At 43.1% G+C, this 17,238-nt stretch carries 10 protein-coding genes; all 10 read left to right on the forward strand.

The annotated features are described in order from the left end of the window. The first annotated feature begins 15 nt into the window (after positions 1-15). The 10 genes from MSG35_RS06225 to rlmKL all read left to right on the forward strand — a co-directional run bounded on the left by MSG35_RS06225 (position 16) and on the right by rlmKL (position 17,227). Positions 16-507, forward strand: coding sequence for a GAF domain-containing protein (locus MSG35_RS06225; RefSeq protein ID WP_017630025.1), 492 nt, complete (start codon positions 16-18; stop codon positions 505-507). Between the two features lie 97 nt (positions 508-604). Further along, complete coding sequence (gene proQ / locus MSG35_RS06230) at positions 605-1,228, forward strand: RNA chaperone ProQ (RefSeq protein ID WP_017057223.1); 624 nt, start codon at positions 605-607, stop codon at positions 1,226-1,228. Positions 1,229-1,245: 17 nt separating this feature from the next. Then, complete coding sequence (gene prc / locus MSG35_RS06235; protein ID WP_248383384.1) at positions 1,246-3,240, forward strand: carboxy terminal-processing peptidase; 1,995 nt, start codon at positions 1,246-1,248, stop codon at positions 3,238-3,240. A 274-nt stretch (positions 3,241-3,514) separates the two neighbouring features. Then, positions 3,515-4,198, forward strand: coding sequence for a hypothetical protein (locus tag MSG35_RS06240; RefSeq protein WP_019823244.1), 684 nt, complete (start codon positions 3,515-3,517; stop codon positions 4,196-4,198). A gap of 217 nt (positions 4,199-4,415) precedes the next feature. Beyond that, positions 4,416-7,022, forward strand: a complete 2,607-nt coding sequence (gene pepN, locus MSG35_RS06245; protein WP_248383386.1) for an aminopeptidase N — start codon at positions 4,416-4,418, stop codon at positions 7,020-7,022. A gap of 192 nt (positions 7,023-7,214) precedes the next feature. Continuing rightward, positions 7,215-7,433 carry a DUF2835 domain-containing protein gene (locus MSG35_RS06250; protein ID WP_086711486.1) on the forward strand — a complete coding sequence of 73 codons (219 nt, stop codon included), beginning with the start codon at positions 7,215-7,217 and terminating at the stop codon, positions 7,431-7,433. Between the two features lie 228 nt (positions 7,434-7,661). Then, positions 7,662-12,503: an NAD-glutamate dehydrogenase gene (locus MSG35_RS06255; RefSeq protein WP_248383387.1), complete on the forward strand. Its 4,842-nt coding sequence runs from the start codon at positions 7,662-7,664 to the stop codon at positions 12,501-12,503. Between the two features lie 330 nt (positions 12,504-12,833). Then, positions 12,834-13,844 (forward strand): quinone-dependent dihydroorotate dehydrogenase, encoded by a 1,011-nt coding sequence (pyrD, locus tag MSG35_RS06260; RefSeq protein WP_017063847.1) that lies wholly within the window; start codon positions 12,834-12,836, stop codon positions 13,842-13,844. Positions 13,845-14,049: 205 nt separating this feature from the next. Then, positions 14,050-14,598: a cell division protein ZapC gene (locus MSG35_RS06265; protein ID WP_017059680.1), complete on the forward strand. Its 549-nt coding sequence runs from the start codon at positions 14,050-14,052 to the stop codon at positions 14,596-14,598. Between the two features lie 508 nt (positions 14,599-15,106). Then, positions 15,107-17,227 carry a bifunctional 23S rRNA (guanine(2069)-N(7))-methyltransferase RlmK/23S rRNA (guanine(2445)-N(2))-methyltransferase RlmL gene (rlmKL, locus tag MSG35_RS06270; protein ID WP_060982081.1) on the forward strand — a complete coding sequence of 707 codons (2,121 nt, stop codon included), beginning with the start codon at positions 15,107-15,109 and terminating at the stop codon, positions 17,225-17,227. Positions 17,228-17,238: the final 11 nt, after the last annotated feature.

The following is a 17,238-nucleotide window of genomic DNA, read 5'->3' on the forward strand; positions in this document are numbered from 1 at the left end:
TAATTGGAAGTTAATATGAAAATAGAACATTACCAACGCTTAACCAAACAAGCCGTTGCATTAATTGAATCAGAAACCGATCTAACTGCTAATCTTGCTAATATCAGTTCATTATTATTCATGGAATTGGATGACTTGAATTGGGCGGGTTTCTATTTAATGAAGCAGGATCAAGCTAAGGAAAAAGACGAACTTGTACTGGGTCCTTTCCAAGGTCAACCTGCTTGTGTGCGAATTCCGGTCGGGCGTGGTGTGTGTGGAACAGCGGTTGCGACGAATACAGTTCAGCGCATTCATGATGTTCATGAGTTCGAAGGTCACATCGCTTGTGACGCTGCAAGTAACTCAGAAATCGTTATTCCGTTCTCGATTGGCGGAAAAATAGCGGGCGTTCTTGATATCGATAGCCCAAATGTTGGTCGTTTTTCTCAAATTGACGAGGACGGATTAACATTTTTCATGGCAGAAGTGGAAAAGCTGCTTAATTCGCACGCGAACAAGGCATAAATTATTCTCTTACTGTGGTTTTTCCCAAGCATCTCTCTATAATACGTAAAAATATTTTCTTAATGCTCGCGGAAAACCGCAAAAACCAGGAACCCACATGGAAAACACTGAAAAGTTAAAAAACAGCAAAGAAGTTATCGCATATATTGCTGAATGTTTCCCTAAATGCTTTACTCTAGAAGGTGAAGCGAAGCCACTTAAAATTGGTATTTTTCAAGATCTTGCTGAACGTCTAAATGAAGACGAAAAAGTAAGTAAGACTCAGCTTCGTGCAGCGTTAAGACAGTACACATCATCATGGCGTTACCTGCACGGCGTAAAAGCTGGCGCAGAACGTGTTGACCTAGACGGCAACGCGTGTGGCACACTAGAAGAAGAGCACGTTGAACACGCTAAAGCTACACTTGCAGAAAGCAAAGCGAAAGTTCAGGCTCGTCGTAAAGAACAAGCACAAAAAGCTCGTGAAGAAGGCAAAGCGAAACCTAAGGCGAAGAAAGCTCAACAGCCTCGTCGTCAAGCGCCTAAAGCACCAAAAGTAGAAAAGCCTGTAGAAACACGCGCTTTGAACGCTGACGAATTCATCGCTGGCAAAGAAGTAAATGTGAACATGGGTAAAGGAAACATGGCTGCGACCATTGTTGAAATCAATAAGGAAGATGTGCGTGTTCAGTTAGCAAACGGCCTACAAATGGTTGTTAAAGCGGAGCACTTGCGCGCTTAAAGGAGATACTCCTACGCATGAAATGCCGTTCAAAATTGACACTGATTGCTGCTAGCTTTTGGCTAGCAGCTTCAGCTCAGGCTCTTGAAGCCAAATTAGATCAGGACGATTTACCTCTACTCGCTCCTGAGGTCCAACACGAAACTGCTAGTAAACGTGTTACTTCTCGATTTACTCGTTCTCACTATAAACACTTCAATCTCAACGATGATTTCTCTCAAGCTATCTTTAATCGTTACTTAGAGATGCTGGATTATAATCGTAATATCTTCACTCAAGCTGATATTGACTCTTTCGCTGCGTCATCTAAACAAATTGATGATCAGCTGAAATCGGGCAATAACCAGATTGCATTCGATGTTTATAATTTGTCTATGCAGAAGCGTTTTGAACGTTTTCAATATGCATTGTCTTTGCTAGATACAGAGATTAAGTTTGATACCGATGAAAGTATTGAGCTAAATCGTAGTGAAGCTGAATGGCCAAAAGATATCGCTGAAGTGAATGAGCTTTGGAGAAAACGCGTTAAATACGATGCGTTGAATCTAAAACTTACTGGTAAAGAGTGGCCAGAGATTCAAGACGTTTTGGAAAAGCGTTACAACAATGCGATGAAGCGTATTACGCAGTCGCATAACGAAGATGCTTTCCAAATCTACATGAACGCATTTGCGCGTGAAGTTGATCCTCACACCAGTTACCTTTCTCCAAGAAATGCAGAACAATTCCAATCTGAGATGAATCTATCTCTAGAAGGTATTGGTGCTGTACTTCAGATGACAGACGACTACACCGTTATTCGATCTTTAGTTGCTGGTGGCCCTGCGTCAAATAGCAAACAATTGAGCGATGGCGACCGTATTGTTGGCGTTGGTCAAGATGGCGAAGAGATTGTTGATGTTATCGGCTGGCGTTTAGATGATGTAGTGCAATTAATTAAAGGACCGAAAGGGACTAAAGTTAAGCTACAAATCTTGCCAGACGGTAAAGATGCAAAAAGTCACGTTGTCACAATTGTACGCGATAAGATTCGTTTAGAAGACCGCGCTGTTAAATCAGAAGTTATCGAGAAAGATGGCAAGAAGATTGGTGTACTCGAAGTACCTAGTTTCTATGTTGGTCTTTCTAAAGATACTGATAAACTGATCACCGAGCTTAAAGAGCAAGGTGTTGAAGGTATTATTGTTGATCTGCGAAACAACGGTGGTGGTGCACTAACGGAGGCAACCGAACTCTCTGGTTTGTTTATCAAAGAGGGGCCTGTTGTTCAGGTTCGTGATAGCTACGGTCGTGTCAAAGTGAACAGCGATACTGATGGTGAAATCAGTTACCAAGGTCCGTTAACGGTATTGGTGAATCGCTACAGTGCTTCGGCATCTGAGATCTTTGCGGCAGCGATGCAGGATTACGGTCGAGCAATCATCCTAGGTGAAAACTCTTTCGGTAAAGGTACGGTACAACAGCATCGTTCTTTGAATCATATTTATGATTTGTTCGACAAAGAGTTGGGCTACGTTCAATACACAATCCAGAAATTCTACCGAATCAATGGTGGCAGTACGCAAAACAAAGGTGTAGTACCTGATATTGCTTACCCAACGCCAATTGACCCGGCAGATACTGGTGAAAGTGTTGAAGACAATGCTCTACCTTGGGACAGCATTGAGAAAGCAAATTACTCAGTGTTACAGCGTAACGATGAGCAGATCGCAGCGTTGACGGCTAAACACCAAGCTCGTATCGCAACAGACATGGAATTTGGCTTTATCGCGCAAGATATTGAAAAATATAAGGCAGATAAAGACGACAACGACCTTTCTCTTAATGAAAAGGTTCGTCAACAAGAGAGTGATGATGCGGATGTGCTTCGTCTAGAGCGTATTAACCAACGTCAAAAAGCCGCTAAATTAGAGGCATTTAAAACGTTGGATGATATTCCAAAAGACTACGAAGCCCCGGATGCTTATCTTGATGAATCAGTTGCTATCATGCTGGATATGATCAAGAAATAAACAGTATGCCTGTTAAAAGGTGATTGTTTAAAGACGTACTATTTAAAAAGCGAGCCTAGGCTCGCTTTTTTTGTGTCTATGATTTGACAGGAATATCTAATTGTAACCGTTGAGATTGTCACAAAGAACACTCAATAATTAGGTGATTTAGCTCTGTTTTGCGTTGAATAATGACACTTAAGTTACTTCGCACTTAAAATTTAGTGACTTAGATCATATTTTTTCGCTTTCTAATCATTACGTGCCTAAGCTTAAAGAAAACGAGGGGGCGCGTATGAAATGGATTCTACTAATTTTATCTTGTTTAAGTTTTGTTGCTTTTGGGAGCGAGGTCGCTTCGAGCAGCCAACAATCAAAAAGTGATAGTAATCTATCTCATTTTGACCTTCCTCTGTTGCTTGGCGATTGGTATTTGATGAATCCAGATCCTGAGCAAGGTACTGAAAACTTTAGAGCAATCAAACTCACTCTCGATTCTAATTACTCATTCACTATCGATATCCAAAAGAAAGACTACAGTGTGGATCATTGGGAAGGTTTGTATAACGCCAATGAAGACACGATTATTTTGGGTTTGAATACTTCTGAGCCTCAGGTTTACGCGTACAGCAGTAATCACAATATGCTGAATCTTAACGGTGTTATGTTCACCAAAGCCTTGCCCAACGCCCTGGCTGGAATATGGTCAAGCGCCGAATTGTCAGGAAGCGACTTGCGTGCCAGCAACATTCAAAAAATGGATTTAGTGCTTCAACCTGATTTTATCTTCATGTTTCGAGTGTCCGATGAAGAAGGGGGTGAAGTCATTCGTCGCGGTGTGTATTACACCGAAGGTGACCAATTAGTACTACTTTACGAGAACGGTGAACACGGTACTCGTTACACATTGAATAGTGATGTTTTGACACTTCAAGGTGAAGAGGGAGACATGTTCGCGGTGCTTAATCGAATACGATAAGTGCGAGATTTAGCCATAAAATCGGCTCGTTGAAAATATGGCACACAGTTCATTTATTAGCCGTTTCTTTCTGATTTGATTGATAAAATAGCAAAACATGGAGGCATTTTCCTACAATGCCTCCTTTTTTTAATATTCCCCTTGTGTTCTTGGCGCTCAACCTTTAGATATATACAGTTAACAAATAATTACGTATAACGATCAAAAGGAACCCGTCATGGCACATACACCTCAAGCCAAGTATCGTAAAGATTATCAATCACCATCTCACACTATTTCTGAAATCGATCTTACTTTCGATTTGTACGATTCAGCATCCATCGTTACGGCGGTGTCTAGTGTTAAGCAAGAGAAAGATAGCTCGACCTTAGTACTTGATGGTGAAGGCTTGAAGCTGGTTTCTGTTTTGGTTGAAGGTAAAGAGTGGACTCAGTATGAGCAGTCTGAAACTCAACTGACACTGAATGATTTACCAAAAGAATTCACATTAACGATCGTGACTGAAGTCGATCCTGAAGGGAACAGTGCACTTGAAGGCCTGTACAAATCGGGTGGTGCTTTCTGTACGCAATGTGAAGCGGAAGGTTTCCGTCGTATCACTTACTACATGGACCGCCCAGATGTGTTGGCAAAATTCACCACAACGGTTATCGCCGACAAAGCAGAAAATCCATTCTTATTAAGTAATGGTAACCGTGTTGATGAAGGTGAAGCTGAAAATGGTCGTCATTGGGTGAAGTGGCAAGACCCACACCCAAAACCAGCATACCTATTTGCTTTGGTTGCGGGTGACTTTGACGTACTTCGTGATGCTTATACTACGCAATCGGGTCGTAAAGTTGACCTAGAAATCTTTGTCGACAAAGGTAATCTAGACAGAGCTAACCACGCGATGGTTTCTTTGATTAACTCAATGAAGTGGGATGAAGAGCGTTTCAACTTAGAGTACGACTTAGACATCTACATGATCGTAGCCGTTGATTTCTTCAACATGGGTGCGATGGAAAACAAAGGCCTGAACGTATTCAATTCTAAGTTTGTTCTCGCGAACGACCAAACTGCAACGGATACAGATTACCTAGGTATTGAAGCAGTAATTGGCCATGAATACTTCCACAACTGGACAGGTAACCGAGTGACTTGTCGCGATTGGTTCCAGCTTAGCTTGAAAGAAGGCTTAACCGTATTCCGTGACCAAGAGTTCTCATCTGATCTTGGCTCTCGCGCAGTAAACCGCATCAACAATGTTCGTATTATTCGCGGGCCACAATTCGCTGAAGACGCAAGTCCAATGTCTCACCCAATTCGTCCAGAAAAAGTGATAGAAATGAACAACTTCTACACATTGACTGTGTACGAAAAGGGCAGTGAAGTGATCCGAATGATCCACACATTGTTGGGTGAAGACGGATTCCAAAAAGGCATGAAGCTTTACTTTGAACGTCACGATGGTACGGCTGCAACATGTGAAGACTTCGTCGCGGCGATGGAAGATGCGTCGGGCGTTGACCTATCTCAGTTCCGCTTATGGTACAGCCAGTCTGGTACGCCGACGCTGTCTGTTGAAAGCCACTACGACGCAGAGAAGAAACAATACACGTTAACAACTCGCCAAGTAACAGCGCCAACTCATGAGCAAACGAAAAAGCAGGCTCTGCATATTCCTCTTGATATCGAGTTATACACGGCAGCGGGTGAAGTTGTTGCGTTACAATGTAACGGTAAACCAGTTCATAATGTATTAGATGTGAACGAAGCAGAGCAAACGTTCGTGTTTGAGAACGTTTCTGAGCAACCGATCCCATCATTACTTCGTGAATTTTCTGCGCCAGTGAAATTGGAATACGACTATTCAGATGAAGAACTGATCTTCTTGATGGTAAATGCCCGCAATGAATTCTCTCGTTGGGATGCGGGTCAAATGCTATTAGCGAAGTACATCCGCAGCAATGTTGAGAAGGTTCAACAAGGTCAAGCGTTTGAGCTTTCGGATTCTGTTGTTGATGCATTCCGTGGCGTACTGTTGAGTGATTCACTAGAGCCTGCGTTTATTGCAGAAATGCTTTCTCTACCAAGCCACAATGAAGTATCAGGTTGGTATGAGCGTGTTGATATTGATGCGGTCGCATCAGTTCTTAACTCAATGAAAGTCACACTAGCTGCAGAACTTGAAGACGAGTTAGCAGCGGTTTATCACAGCCACGCGCTAACGGAATACACGATCGATCACGATTCGATTGGTAAGCGTACTCTACGTAAAGTTTGCCTAAGTTACTTAGCTCATACTGAGCAGGGTAATGACTTGGTTGTTGCGATGTACCAGCAAGCAAACAACATGACAGATACCATGGCAGCAATGGGTGCGGCAAACAGTGCACAACTACCATGTCGTGAAACCTTGATGGCGGATTACAGTGACAAGTGGAAACACGATGGTCTTGTTATGGACAAATGGTTTGCATTGCAAGGTACAAACCCAAGTTCAAATGCACTTGAAGTGATCAAAGCGTCGATGTCGCACCAAGCGTTCAGTTTGAAGAACCCGAACCGTACCCGTAACTTGGTCGGTTCATTTTTAAACATGAACCCGGTTCAATTCCACGACAAGTCTGGTCAAGGCTATGCATTTGCTGGCGAGATCTTACGTGAGCTAAACAGCAGCAACCCGCAAGTGGCTTCACGTTTGATTGACCCGCTACTTAAGTTCCGTAAGTTTGATGATGAGCGCCAAGCTCTGATCAAAAAAGAACTAGAGACGTTAAAGAACATGGACAACCTAGCAAAAGACTTGTTTGAGAAAGTGACGAAAGCACTAGAAGCTTAAGTTAAACGCTCAATAAGATAAGCTGTTTGCTATAACGAAAGGTCATCAGTGGTAGAGAATATCTGCCACTGATTTTTTGTTTCTGGTTCATCGAATTTTCGATAAGCTAGAGAGGTTTTCAAGCTCAGTTTCACAGTCAGACATCGTTAAGTGCCCAAAAACACCGGCACTGTATATTTATACAGGCATCGTATGAATCACTATATTTTCCAACTTAACATCTCATATCAGCAGTTTTTGGCCAGCTATTCTGGTGCGGCCAGTAAAGTTCAAGTGATAACAACAACAGGTTTACGCTTACAGTTACCTGCAACTCGGTTCAGACCATTTCTTACACAAATAGGGGTTAGAGGGCAGTTTAGGCTGACAACTGACCAAAAAAATAAGTTTATTAAGTTAGAAGCTCTGTAAACCTTGGCGTGCCTAGTGAGTTAAAAGGAATCTTAATCACATAATCAAACATTTCACCTCTTACCACCTCCAAAACAATTAACTATTTTTCAATAATGCTTTTACAATAAATGAATGCATTACCTTTGCTTAACTCGTTAGTAGAAAAGCGCTCAACGGCACGTTTCAAACACCAGATTAAGTGATCCCCCTAATAATAAAATATAATTCTAATTGTGGAGTGTGACTATGACCGCACGTGAAACTGTGGTTCCAGTTTTACTTGAAAAAGTTTACAAGCTGATTCAAGACAAACTTGACCTTGCTCATCGACCTCTCGTAACTCAACTTGCTCAACACTTGTTTAGTAACGTTTCTCACGACGATCTAACTCAGAGAAACGAATCCGATTTATATGGTGCTGTAGTTAGCTTATGGCATCACATCAATGAAAAGAAAGCCGGCGAAATCTCTGTACGCGTATTCAACCCGACGGTAAGTCGTCAAGGTTGGCAGTCTACTCATACTATCGTTGAGATAGTCGTTCCAGACAGTCCATTCCTTGTTGATTCCGTAAAAATGGCATTGACTCGCCTAGACCTTTCTTCTCACCTTATGCTTCATAACCCAACACAAATCTCTCGCTCAGATAAGGGCAGTGTTGTCGGTGTTAGCAATAACGAAGGTGCATTCCAATCGCTTTTCCATATTGAAGTTGACCGTCTTAGCAGCAAAGCTGAAATGACAGCACTTAAAACGGAATTGCTGGATATCTTTACCGACACTAGCTTAGTCGTGAACGATTGGTTGAAGATGGTTGAAAGACTTGAAGAAGTGACCAATCAAGTTGAACAGCAAAAAGAGAGCATTCCAGTAGACGGCCAGCGCTTTGATGAAACGTTGGCGTTTCTTCGTTGGTTAGGCCAACACAACTTTACATTCATGGGTTACAAGGAATATGACCTAGTTTCAGTTAACGGCGACACTGAGCTGCAACCGACCAAGGAGCAAGGTCTTGGTTTGTTTGCGAATTCAGATCGTGTACGTAACGTTAAGTTATCTGAGTTTTCTGATTCGGCACGCCTTGAAGCGAAAAAGCCTTATGTACTTATCGTAACCAAGGGCAACACGGCTTCACGCATTCACCGCCCAGCTTACAACGATTACATTGGCATTAAGAAGTTCGATAAGAACGGTAAGGTCATTGGTGAGCACCGCTTTACTGGTCTTTACACATCTGCCGTTTATAACCAAACCGTTGAAACGATTCCTCTTGTTCGCGAGAAAGTAGAGCGAATCTTGGATGCGAGTGGGTACCGTGAAGGTTCATACTCTTACAAAGCTCTGCACAACATTCTTGAAAACTACCCACGTGATGAACTGCTTCAAGCTCGAGAAGAAGAGTTACTAGAAGTCGGTACGGGTGTAGTGCAAATGCAAGATCGCGATCTTCTGCGTTTGTTTGTTCGCAAAGACCCGTTTGGTCGTTTCTTTAGCTGCATGGTTTACGTAACAAAAGATCGTTACAACACTGAGCTTCGTCGCCAAACACAGCGCATCTTAAAACAGTACTTTGGTTGTGAAGAAGAGGTTGAATTTACAACGTACTTCTCAGAAAGCCCGCTAGCAAGAACGCATTATATTGTTCGTGTTGAAAACAACAACATGGATGTGGACGTGAAAACAATTGAGCAAAATTTAATGGAAGTATCGTCTACGTGGGATGACCGCCTGTCTGAGTCAATCATTGCAAACTTCGGTGAGAGTAAAGGTCTGCCATTGTCGAAAGAGTACATGCGTGCATTCCCACGTTCGTACAAAGAAGACATGATGCCAGGTTCAGCTGTTGCTGACATCGAACGTTTAGAAGCATTAAGTGAAGACAACAAACTGGGTATGCTTTTCTACCGTCCTCAAGAAGAAGCGGCAGATTCAAAAGCCGTTCGTTTGAAGTTGTTCTACCACAGCGATGAGCCTATTCACCTTTCTGATGTTATGCCAATGCTTGAAAACTTTGGCCTACGCGTTATCGGTGAATCTCCATATGAAGTGCGTAAAACCAACGGTGTGACATATTGGATCCTTGATTTCTCTATGCTGCACAAGAGCGATAAGACCATTGATCTTCGTGAAGCTCGCGATCTTTTCCAACAAGCCTTTGCTGCAATTTGGGCGGGTGAGCTAGATAGCGATGGTTTCAACCGCTTAGTACTTGGCGCTGGTCTTTCTGGCCGTGAAATCTCAATCTTACGTGCTTATGCTCGTTACATGCGCCAAGTTGGTTTCCCATTCAGCCAACAATACATTGAAGACACATTGTCTCATTACCCAGAGTTAGCTAAAGGGTTAGTGAGTTTATTTGGCAAGCGTTTTGACCCGAAACTGAAGGGCAGCGCGAAAGGCCAACAAGATCTTATTAAGAAGATCACTGAACAGTTGGATCATGTAGAAAGCTTGGATGATGATCGTATCATTCGTCGCTACATGGAAATGATCACTGCAACGCTTCGTACTAACTACTACCAAGTCGATGACAACAAGCAGTCTAAACCTTGGTTAGCTCTGAAAATGAGACCAAGCGAGATTCCAGATATCCCTGCGCCGGTTCCTGCGTTTGAGATCTTCGTTTACGCACCAGACATTGAAGGTGTGCATCTACGTGGCGGTAAAGTAGCACGTGGTGGTTTACGTTGGTCAGATCGTCAAGAGGATTTCCGTACTGAGATTCTAGGCCTAGTTAAAGCGCAACAAGTTAAGAACACGGTTATCGTCCCTGTTGGCGCTAAAGGTGGTTTCGTATGTAAGCGTCAACACATGATGTCTGGCCGAGACGAGATCTTTGCTGAAGGTCAACGTTGTTACAAGCGCTTCATCCGTGCACTACTAGACGTATCAGACAACATCATTGAAGGTGAGGTTATCCCACCTAAGAGCGTTGTTCGTCACGATGAAGATGACCCGTACTTGGTTGTTGCTGCCGATAAAGGTACCGCGACATTCTCAGATCTAGCGAACTCAGTCGCTGAAGAGTACAATTTTTGGTTAGGTGATGCGTTTGCATCGGGTGGCTCTAACGGTTACGACCACAAAGCCATGGGTATCACGGCGAAAGGTGGCTGGGAATCTGTTAAACGTCACTTCCGCGAAATGGGTATCAACTGTCAGAGCACAGACTTCACTGCCATTGGTGTGGGTGATATGGCGGGTGACGTATTTGGTAACGGCATGCTGCTATCTAAGCACATTCGCTTACAAGCTGCGTTTAACCACATGCACATCTTCATTGACCCGAATCCAGAGTCGGCATCAAGCTGGGTAGAGCGTGACCGTCTGTTTAATCTGCCTCGCTCAAGCTGGGAAGATTACAATAAAGATCTTATTTCTCAAGGTGGTGGCATCTTCTCTCGTCGAGCGAAGTCTATCTCTTTAACACCTGAAATTCAGAAAATGCTGGGCACCAAGAAAGCATCAATGGCACCAAACGACTTGATCAAAGCGATCTTGTCTATGAAGGTTGATCTACTTTGGAACGGCGGTATTGGCACTTACGTTAAGTCTTCTAGCGAGACTCATACAGATGTGGGTGACCGTGCCAATGACGTGCTACGTATCGATGGCCGTGACCTGAAAGCTAAGGTTGTTGGCGAAGGCGGTAACTTGGGTATGACTCAACTGGGTCGTATCGAATACGCTCTTACGGGTGGCCGAGTGAATACCGATTTCGTTGATAACGTTGGTGGTGTAGATTGCTCGGATAACGAAGTTAACATTAAGATCTTCTTGAATGGCTTGGTGTCTAATGGCGATCTAACCGTTAAGCAACGTAACCAAGTTCTTGAATCTATGGAAGATGAAGTAGGTGAGATCGTACTAGACGACGCTTACTGTCAAGCTGAGTCTATCTCTGTTACTGAGCATCAAGGTGTTGGCTTAGTGAAAGAGCAAATCCGCTTTATCCACACAATGGAAAAAGCAGGGTACTTAGACCGTGGTTTGGAATACATCCCAGATGACGAAACGCTGCTAGAACGTGAGAAGCAGGGCCAAGCACTAACAAGACCAGAGCTATCAGTATTGATCGCTTACGGTAAAATGGTTCTAAAAGAAGATCTTGTGAGTGATGATATTGCGAATGATGAGTTCCATGCTCAACAACTGATGCAATATTTCCCAACAGAGTTACGCCGTAACTACTCTCAGCACATGGATAACCATCCACTTCGTGCAGAGATCATTGCGACTGCGCTTGCTAACCAAATGGTTAACGAGATGGGTTGTAACTTCGTGACTCGCTTGCAAGAAGAGACGGGCGCAAACATTGTTGATATTGCGAATGCTTACGCGGCATCACGTGAAATCTACGGTTTGGGTAAGGTACTGAAGAGCATCCGCGAACTGGACAACATCTCAAGTTCTGAAGCTCAATACGAATTACTTTACCATGTACGTCGTACGCTTCGTCGTCTAGCTCGTTGGTTGCTAAGAAACCGTACCGGTAAACAGTCAGTGAATGCATTGATTGAGCTTTACCAAGGTGATGTCGTCGCAATTACTGAGAAGCTGGATGAAAACCTAGTGGCTTCAGAAGTAGAAGAGCATCAAGCAATGGCTCAACTATGGATTGACCAAGGTGTAAACGCTGAGCTGGCTAATTCAGTGGCTCGTTTGTCTAGCCTGTACTCAGCACTGGATATATCCACAGTAGCCCGTGAAACAGGTAAAACAGTACAGCAAGCGTCTAAGCTTTACTTCAACCTAGGCGACCGTTTGTCACTGCACTGGTTCTTGAAGCAAATCAATGGCCAAGCGGTAGACAACAACTGGCAAGCATTGGCGCGTGCAGCATTCAGAGAAGATCTGGATTGGCAGCAACGTCAGTTAACTGGCCAAGTACTTAACTGTGGTTGTGCTTCAGATATCGATGTAATTAAAGCGCTGGATGACTGGATGGAAAGTAACTCTGTTTCTCTACATCGTTGGGAAAGCATCCTAAACGAATTCAAAGTAGGTTCTGTTCATGAGTTTGCTAAGTTCTCAGTAGCATTGCGTGAATTGATGCTGTTGAATCTAAACTGTATGTCGAAAGACTAGTCACTAGATAAGACGAAAAACTATAAGGGCAGGCCACAAGGTCTGCCTTTTTCGTTTCGGTAAAGTGGAAACAATAGGCCTAACGACTTTTGAAGAACCAATTTCGACGAATACGTTGTTTGTTGTTAAGTGAGCTGGTGGCTGTATTAAGGTTGAGATTAGAAATGGGTTAATAACCTGAACAAACGATAACGTTTGCTTAATAATGAACCTCATTCGTTAGCAAACTCGATTATCTTACCCTTACAGACAGTAATAGATTGAATAGTTGGGTAAATAAGTAAATAATATCGCCCCGTTTACACGGGGCTTTTTTCTATCGGAGGCACAATGCTTTACCGTCTAGCCAGAACTGGCTTTTTCCAACTTGATGCCGAAAAGGCACATGATCTTGCAATTCAAAATTTCAAACGCTTTACAGGCACACCTATTGATCTTTTGTATCGCCAACAATTACCTCATCGACCTGTAGAGTGCATGGGTCTTACTTTTAAAAACCCAGTTGGCTTAGCTGCCGGCCTAGATAAAAACGGCGAATGTATTGATGCATTTGGCGCAATGGGTTTTGGTTTCGTAGAAGTAGGAACAGTGACTCCACGTCCGCAAGCCGGTAACGACAAACCTCGTTTATTCCGTCTTGTTGAAGCTGAAGGTATCATCAACCGCATGGGCTTTAATAACCTAGGCGTCGACAACCTTGTTGAGAATGTTAAGAAGTCGAACTACGATGGCATCTTAGGCATTAACATTGGTAAGAATAAAGACACACCAATTGAAAAGGGCGCTGAAGATTACTTGATCTGTATGGAGAAGGTATATCAATACGCTGGTTACATTGCTGTGAACATCTCTTCACCAAACACTCCAGGACTTCGTTCTCTACAATACGGCGAAGCTCTAGACGATCTATTGTCTGAACTAAAAACGAAACAATCTGAACTGGAAGAGAAGCATGGTAAATATGTGCCTCTTGCTCTTAAGATTGCTCCGGATCTAAGCGACGACGAAATTCGCCAAATTTGTGAATCATTGATCAAAAATAAGATCGATGGTGTGATCGCAACAAACACAACATTGGATCGTTCAATCGTTGAAGGCATGAAACATTGCGATGAAGCGGGTGGCCTAAGTGGACGTCCTGTTCAATCTCGTAGTACTGAAGTAGTTCGTAAACTTCACGAAGAGCTTGGTGACAAACTGCCGATCATTGGAGTAGGTGGTGTTGACTCGTATGTTGCTGCAAAAGAGAAAATGATGGCGGGTGCTAAGCTTGTACAGGTTTACTCTGGTTTCATCTACAAAGGCCCAGGTCTAGTTGGCGACATCGTAAAAAATCTATAAGCTGTAATTGCTTTTATGTTTTAAAAGCGACAATCTGGCATCGTCTTACTAAAAGAGACACTGTAACTCACTGAGTTGTAGAGAAAAGCGATAAGAAAGAGGAATTCATTTCCTCTTTTTTTTTGCCTATTGCTCAGTAAAATTACTGTAATTGAAGGTAATTTTGCGTTTTACCTAATGGAATGGTTCAACAGTGTGAGACGAAATGATGCTTAAACCTAGCGATACATGGAGTTGGTATTATGATGAGCAGCAATGTTCATTAATGCTAAACCTCGGAGAGGATATGATTTTCAAAACGAATCTGGTCCGCAATAAGCTGGTGGACTGCGCGTTTAGAGATAATGAATTCACCGTTGATGACGCATCTTCATACCAAACCTTCAAAGAACAAATTTCTGGCTTAGAACTGTCTGAGCCTCGTCAAGCTGAACTCGCGCTTTATTGCGTGGCAGCAAAGCGCTTCCACAAGCCTGTACAGCCTAAGAGTTGGTTCTTCGACTCACAGGGTGCTGGCCATGAATACCCTCAAGAAGGGGATATCGTACAAATGAATAACGAGCATAGCTTAGGGTATTTCATTGTATTAGAAGTGGGAGAGTGTGCGAGCCTATGTGCATTTGTTGACCTAGAAGAGTTTCTGCTTACACCTTCAAAAGGGTTACGCTTTGGCGACTCGATTAAGGTCATGCACGACAGAATGATAGACGCGAACGCTATTCTTCATCAAACGCACATTGCGATGGTTGGTTAGCCTTCAATCTAGTCCATCATTTCTCACAAACATCGCAACGCATCAACCTATCAAATCTTCCCCAAAATCGGCTCATTAGCCGATTTTTTTGTGCCTAAAAAACCTCACTCTGATAAATACATCACTGCTTAACCATTTAAATAGTGAACTTACGATTGTTTTTTCGCCTTAATTTCTGCCTGTTTTTATCGCCAGAAGTGTAATTTACCCATCTTTATTCCCTGTTTTTGTCCTTTTGTAGCTAACTTTCAACCCTAAATTCCACTTGGTATATACCAATTTAAGGGTGAATATAAATTCACATTGTCGCTTTGACGGGGATTTGCTCATGAATCGTGTTGGTTTGATAAGTCTTATGTTCTAAGGGGATGTGGGTAAGCGATCGCTTCAACACTGTGCGTTTGCTAGCCAATTAGAAGAAAGATTCAATGAAAAGACGAGTTTAGTGTGATGCTCTAGTAACAAATTCAGGTATAATCGAGCTCATTTTTATCAATAAAAGAACACTATGAATCAATATCTAGCGGTTACCTCAAATGGCCTTGAGAATTTATTAGTTGAAGAACTAACCCAACTAGGGATTACAAACGCAAAACCTGTTCAAGCAGGTGTTAAATTCAAAGCCACCAATGAGCAAATTTATCGTTGTTGTTTGTGGAGCCGTTTGGCTTCTCGATTTGTACGTGTCCTTTCTGAATTTACTTGTATGGACGACATGGATTTGTACCTATCAACCACTGCGGTTAACTGGGTAAATCAATTCCATAGCTCTAAGCGTTTTGTTGTTGACTTCAATGGTACGAACAACGAAATCCGTAATAGCCAATACGGTGCAATGAAAGTAAAAGATGCCGTTGTTGATTGCTTCGAGAAGAAGTCTTTACCTCGTCCTTCTATCAGCAAAGAGAACCCCGACATTCGTATTCACGTTCGTCTACACCGTGATAAAGCGATTCTTGGTGTTGATATGGTGGGCAGCGGTCTTCACCAACGTGGTTACCGTCCAGAATCAGGTCGAGCACCTCTGCGTGAAACACTTGCTGCAGCGATTCTTCTTCGTAGTGGTTGGGATGCGACTAAGCCTTTCCTAGATCCTATGTGTGGTTCAGGTACGTTAGTGATTGAAGCGGCAATGATGGCTGCAAATATGGCTCCAGGTGTTAAACGCCAGAAGTGGTGTTTCGAATCATTAGAAGATTTTGAGCCAGAGCTTTGGGCTGAAGTGAAAGCTGAAGCGAACGTTCAAGGTCGTCGTGGCGTTAAGAAAGTAGAATGTAAGTTCTATGGCTATGACAATGACGAACGCATGATCAAAACAGCGCGTGACAATGCTCGTCGTGCTGGTGTTGAAGAGTTGATTGAATTCGAAGTAGGTGATGCTGCAAAACTTAAGCGTCCTACCGAGTTTACTGATGGTGTGATTGTTTCTAACCCACCTTATGGTGAGCGTTTAGGTACAGAGCCGGGTCTTATTGCTCTTTACACAGCATTTGGCGCGCAGCTTAAAGCTGAATTTGGCGGTTGTAACGCGTCTATCTTCTCTAGTTCAGATGAACTACTTAGCTGCCTACGAATGCGTGCAGACAAACAGTTCAAATTGAACAACGGTGCGTTACCGTGTCACCAAAAGAACTACTCAATTTCAGATCGTCCGATGTCAGAGCGTCCAACGGGCGAGCAAGAACAGCTGATTGCTCCTGACTTTGCAAACCGTCTTAAAAAGAACATCGGTAAAATCGGTAAGTGGGCTAAGAAAGAGCAATTAGATTGTTACCGTATCTACGATGCTGACTTACCAGAATACAATGTAGCGATTGACGTATACCCAGGTCACCTTGTGATTCAAGAATACGCAGCGCCTAAAGATGTACCGGAAGAGAAGGCGAAACGTCGCCTAACCGATATTATCCGTGCTTCTATTCAAGTAACGGGCGTTGAAGCAAACAACGTGGTTCTTAAGGTTCGTCAGAAGCAGAAAGGCCGTTCTCAATACCAGAAGATGGCTCAAGATTCTTCTAACCTAGAAGTGAACGAATACGGCGTTAAGCTGATTGTTAATCTTCATGATTACCTAGATACTGGCTTGTTCCTGGATCATAAGATCACTCGTCGTCGTATCGGTGAGATGGCTGCAGGTAAAGATTTCCTAAACTTGTTTGCTTACACGGGCAGTGCATCTGTTCATGCTGCTGTCGGAGGCGCACGCTCTACAACAACGGTTGATATGTCGAATACCTACCTTGAGTGGGCAAAGCAGAACATGGAGCTTAATGGCCGTGTTGGTCGTCAACATCAGTTTGTTCAAGCTGACTGCTTGCAGTGGTTGGTTAAGGAGCAGGGTTCTTACGACCTGATCTTTATTGATCCACCTACGTTCTCAAACTCTAAGCGTATGGATCAATCGTTCGATGTTCAACGTGATCACATTCAGTTGATGGAAAACCTTAAGCGTCTTCTTCGTGAAGAAGGCACGATTGTGTTCTCTAACAACAAACGTCACTTCAAAATGGACTTGGAAGCTCTAGACGAGTTAGGTCTTAAGGCTCAGAACATCTCAGCTAAAACGCTTCCATTGGACTTCTCTCGCAACAAGCACATTCATAACTGCTGGTTGATTACACATAAGTAATTAAGAGATTG

Origin of the sequence: Vibrio sp. 1CM23M, from assembly GCF_023161755.1 — a bacterium.
Classification (GTDB): Bacteria; Pseudomonadota; Gammaproteobacteria; order Enterobacterales; family Vibrionaceae; genus Vibrio; species Vibrio coralliirubri.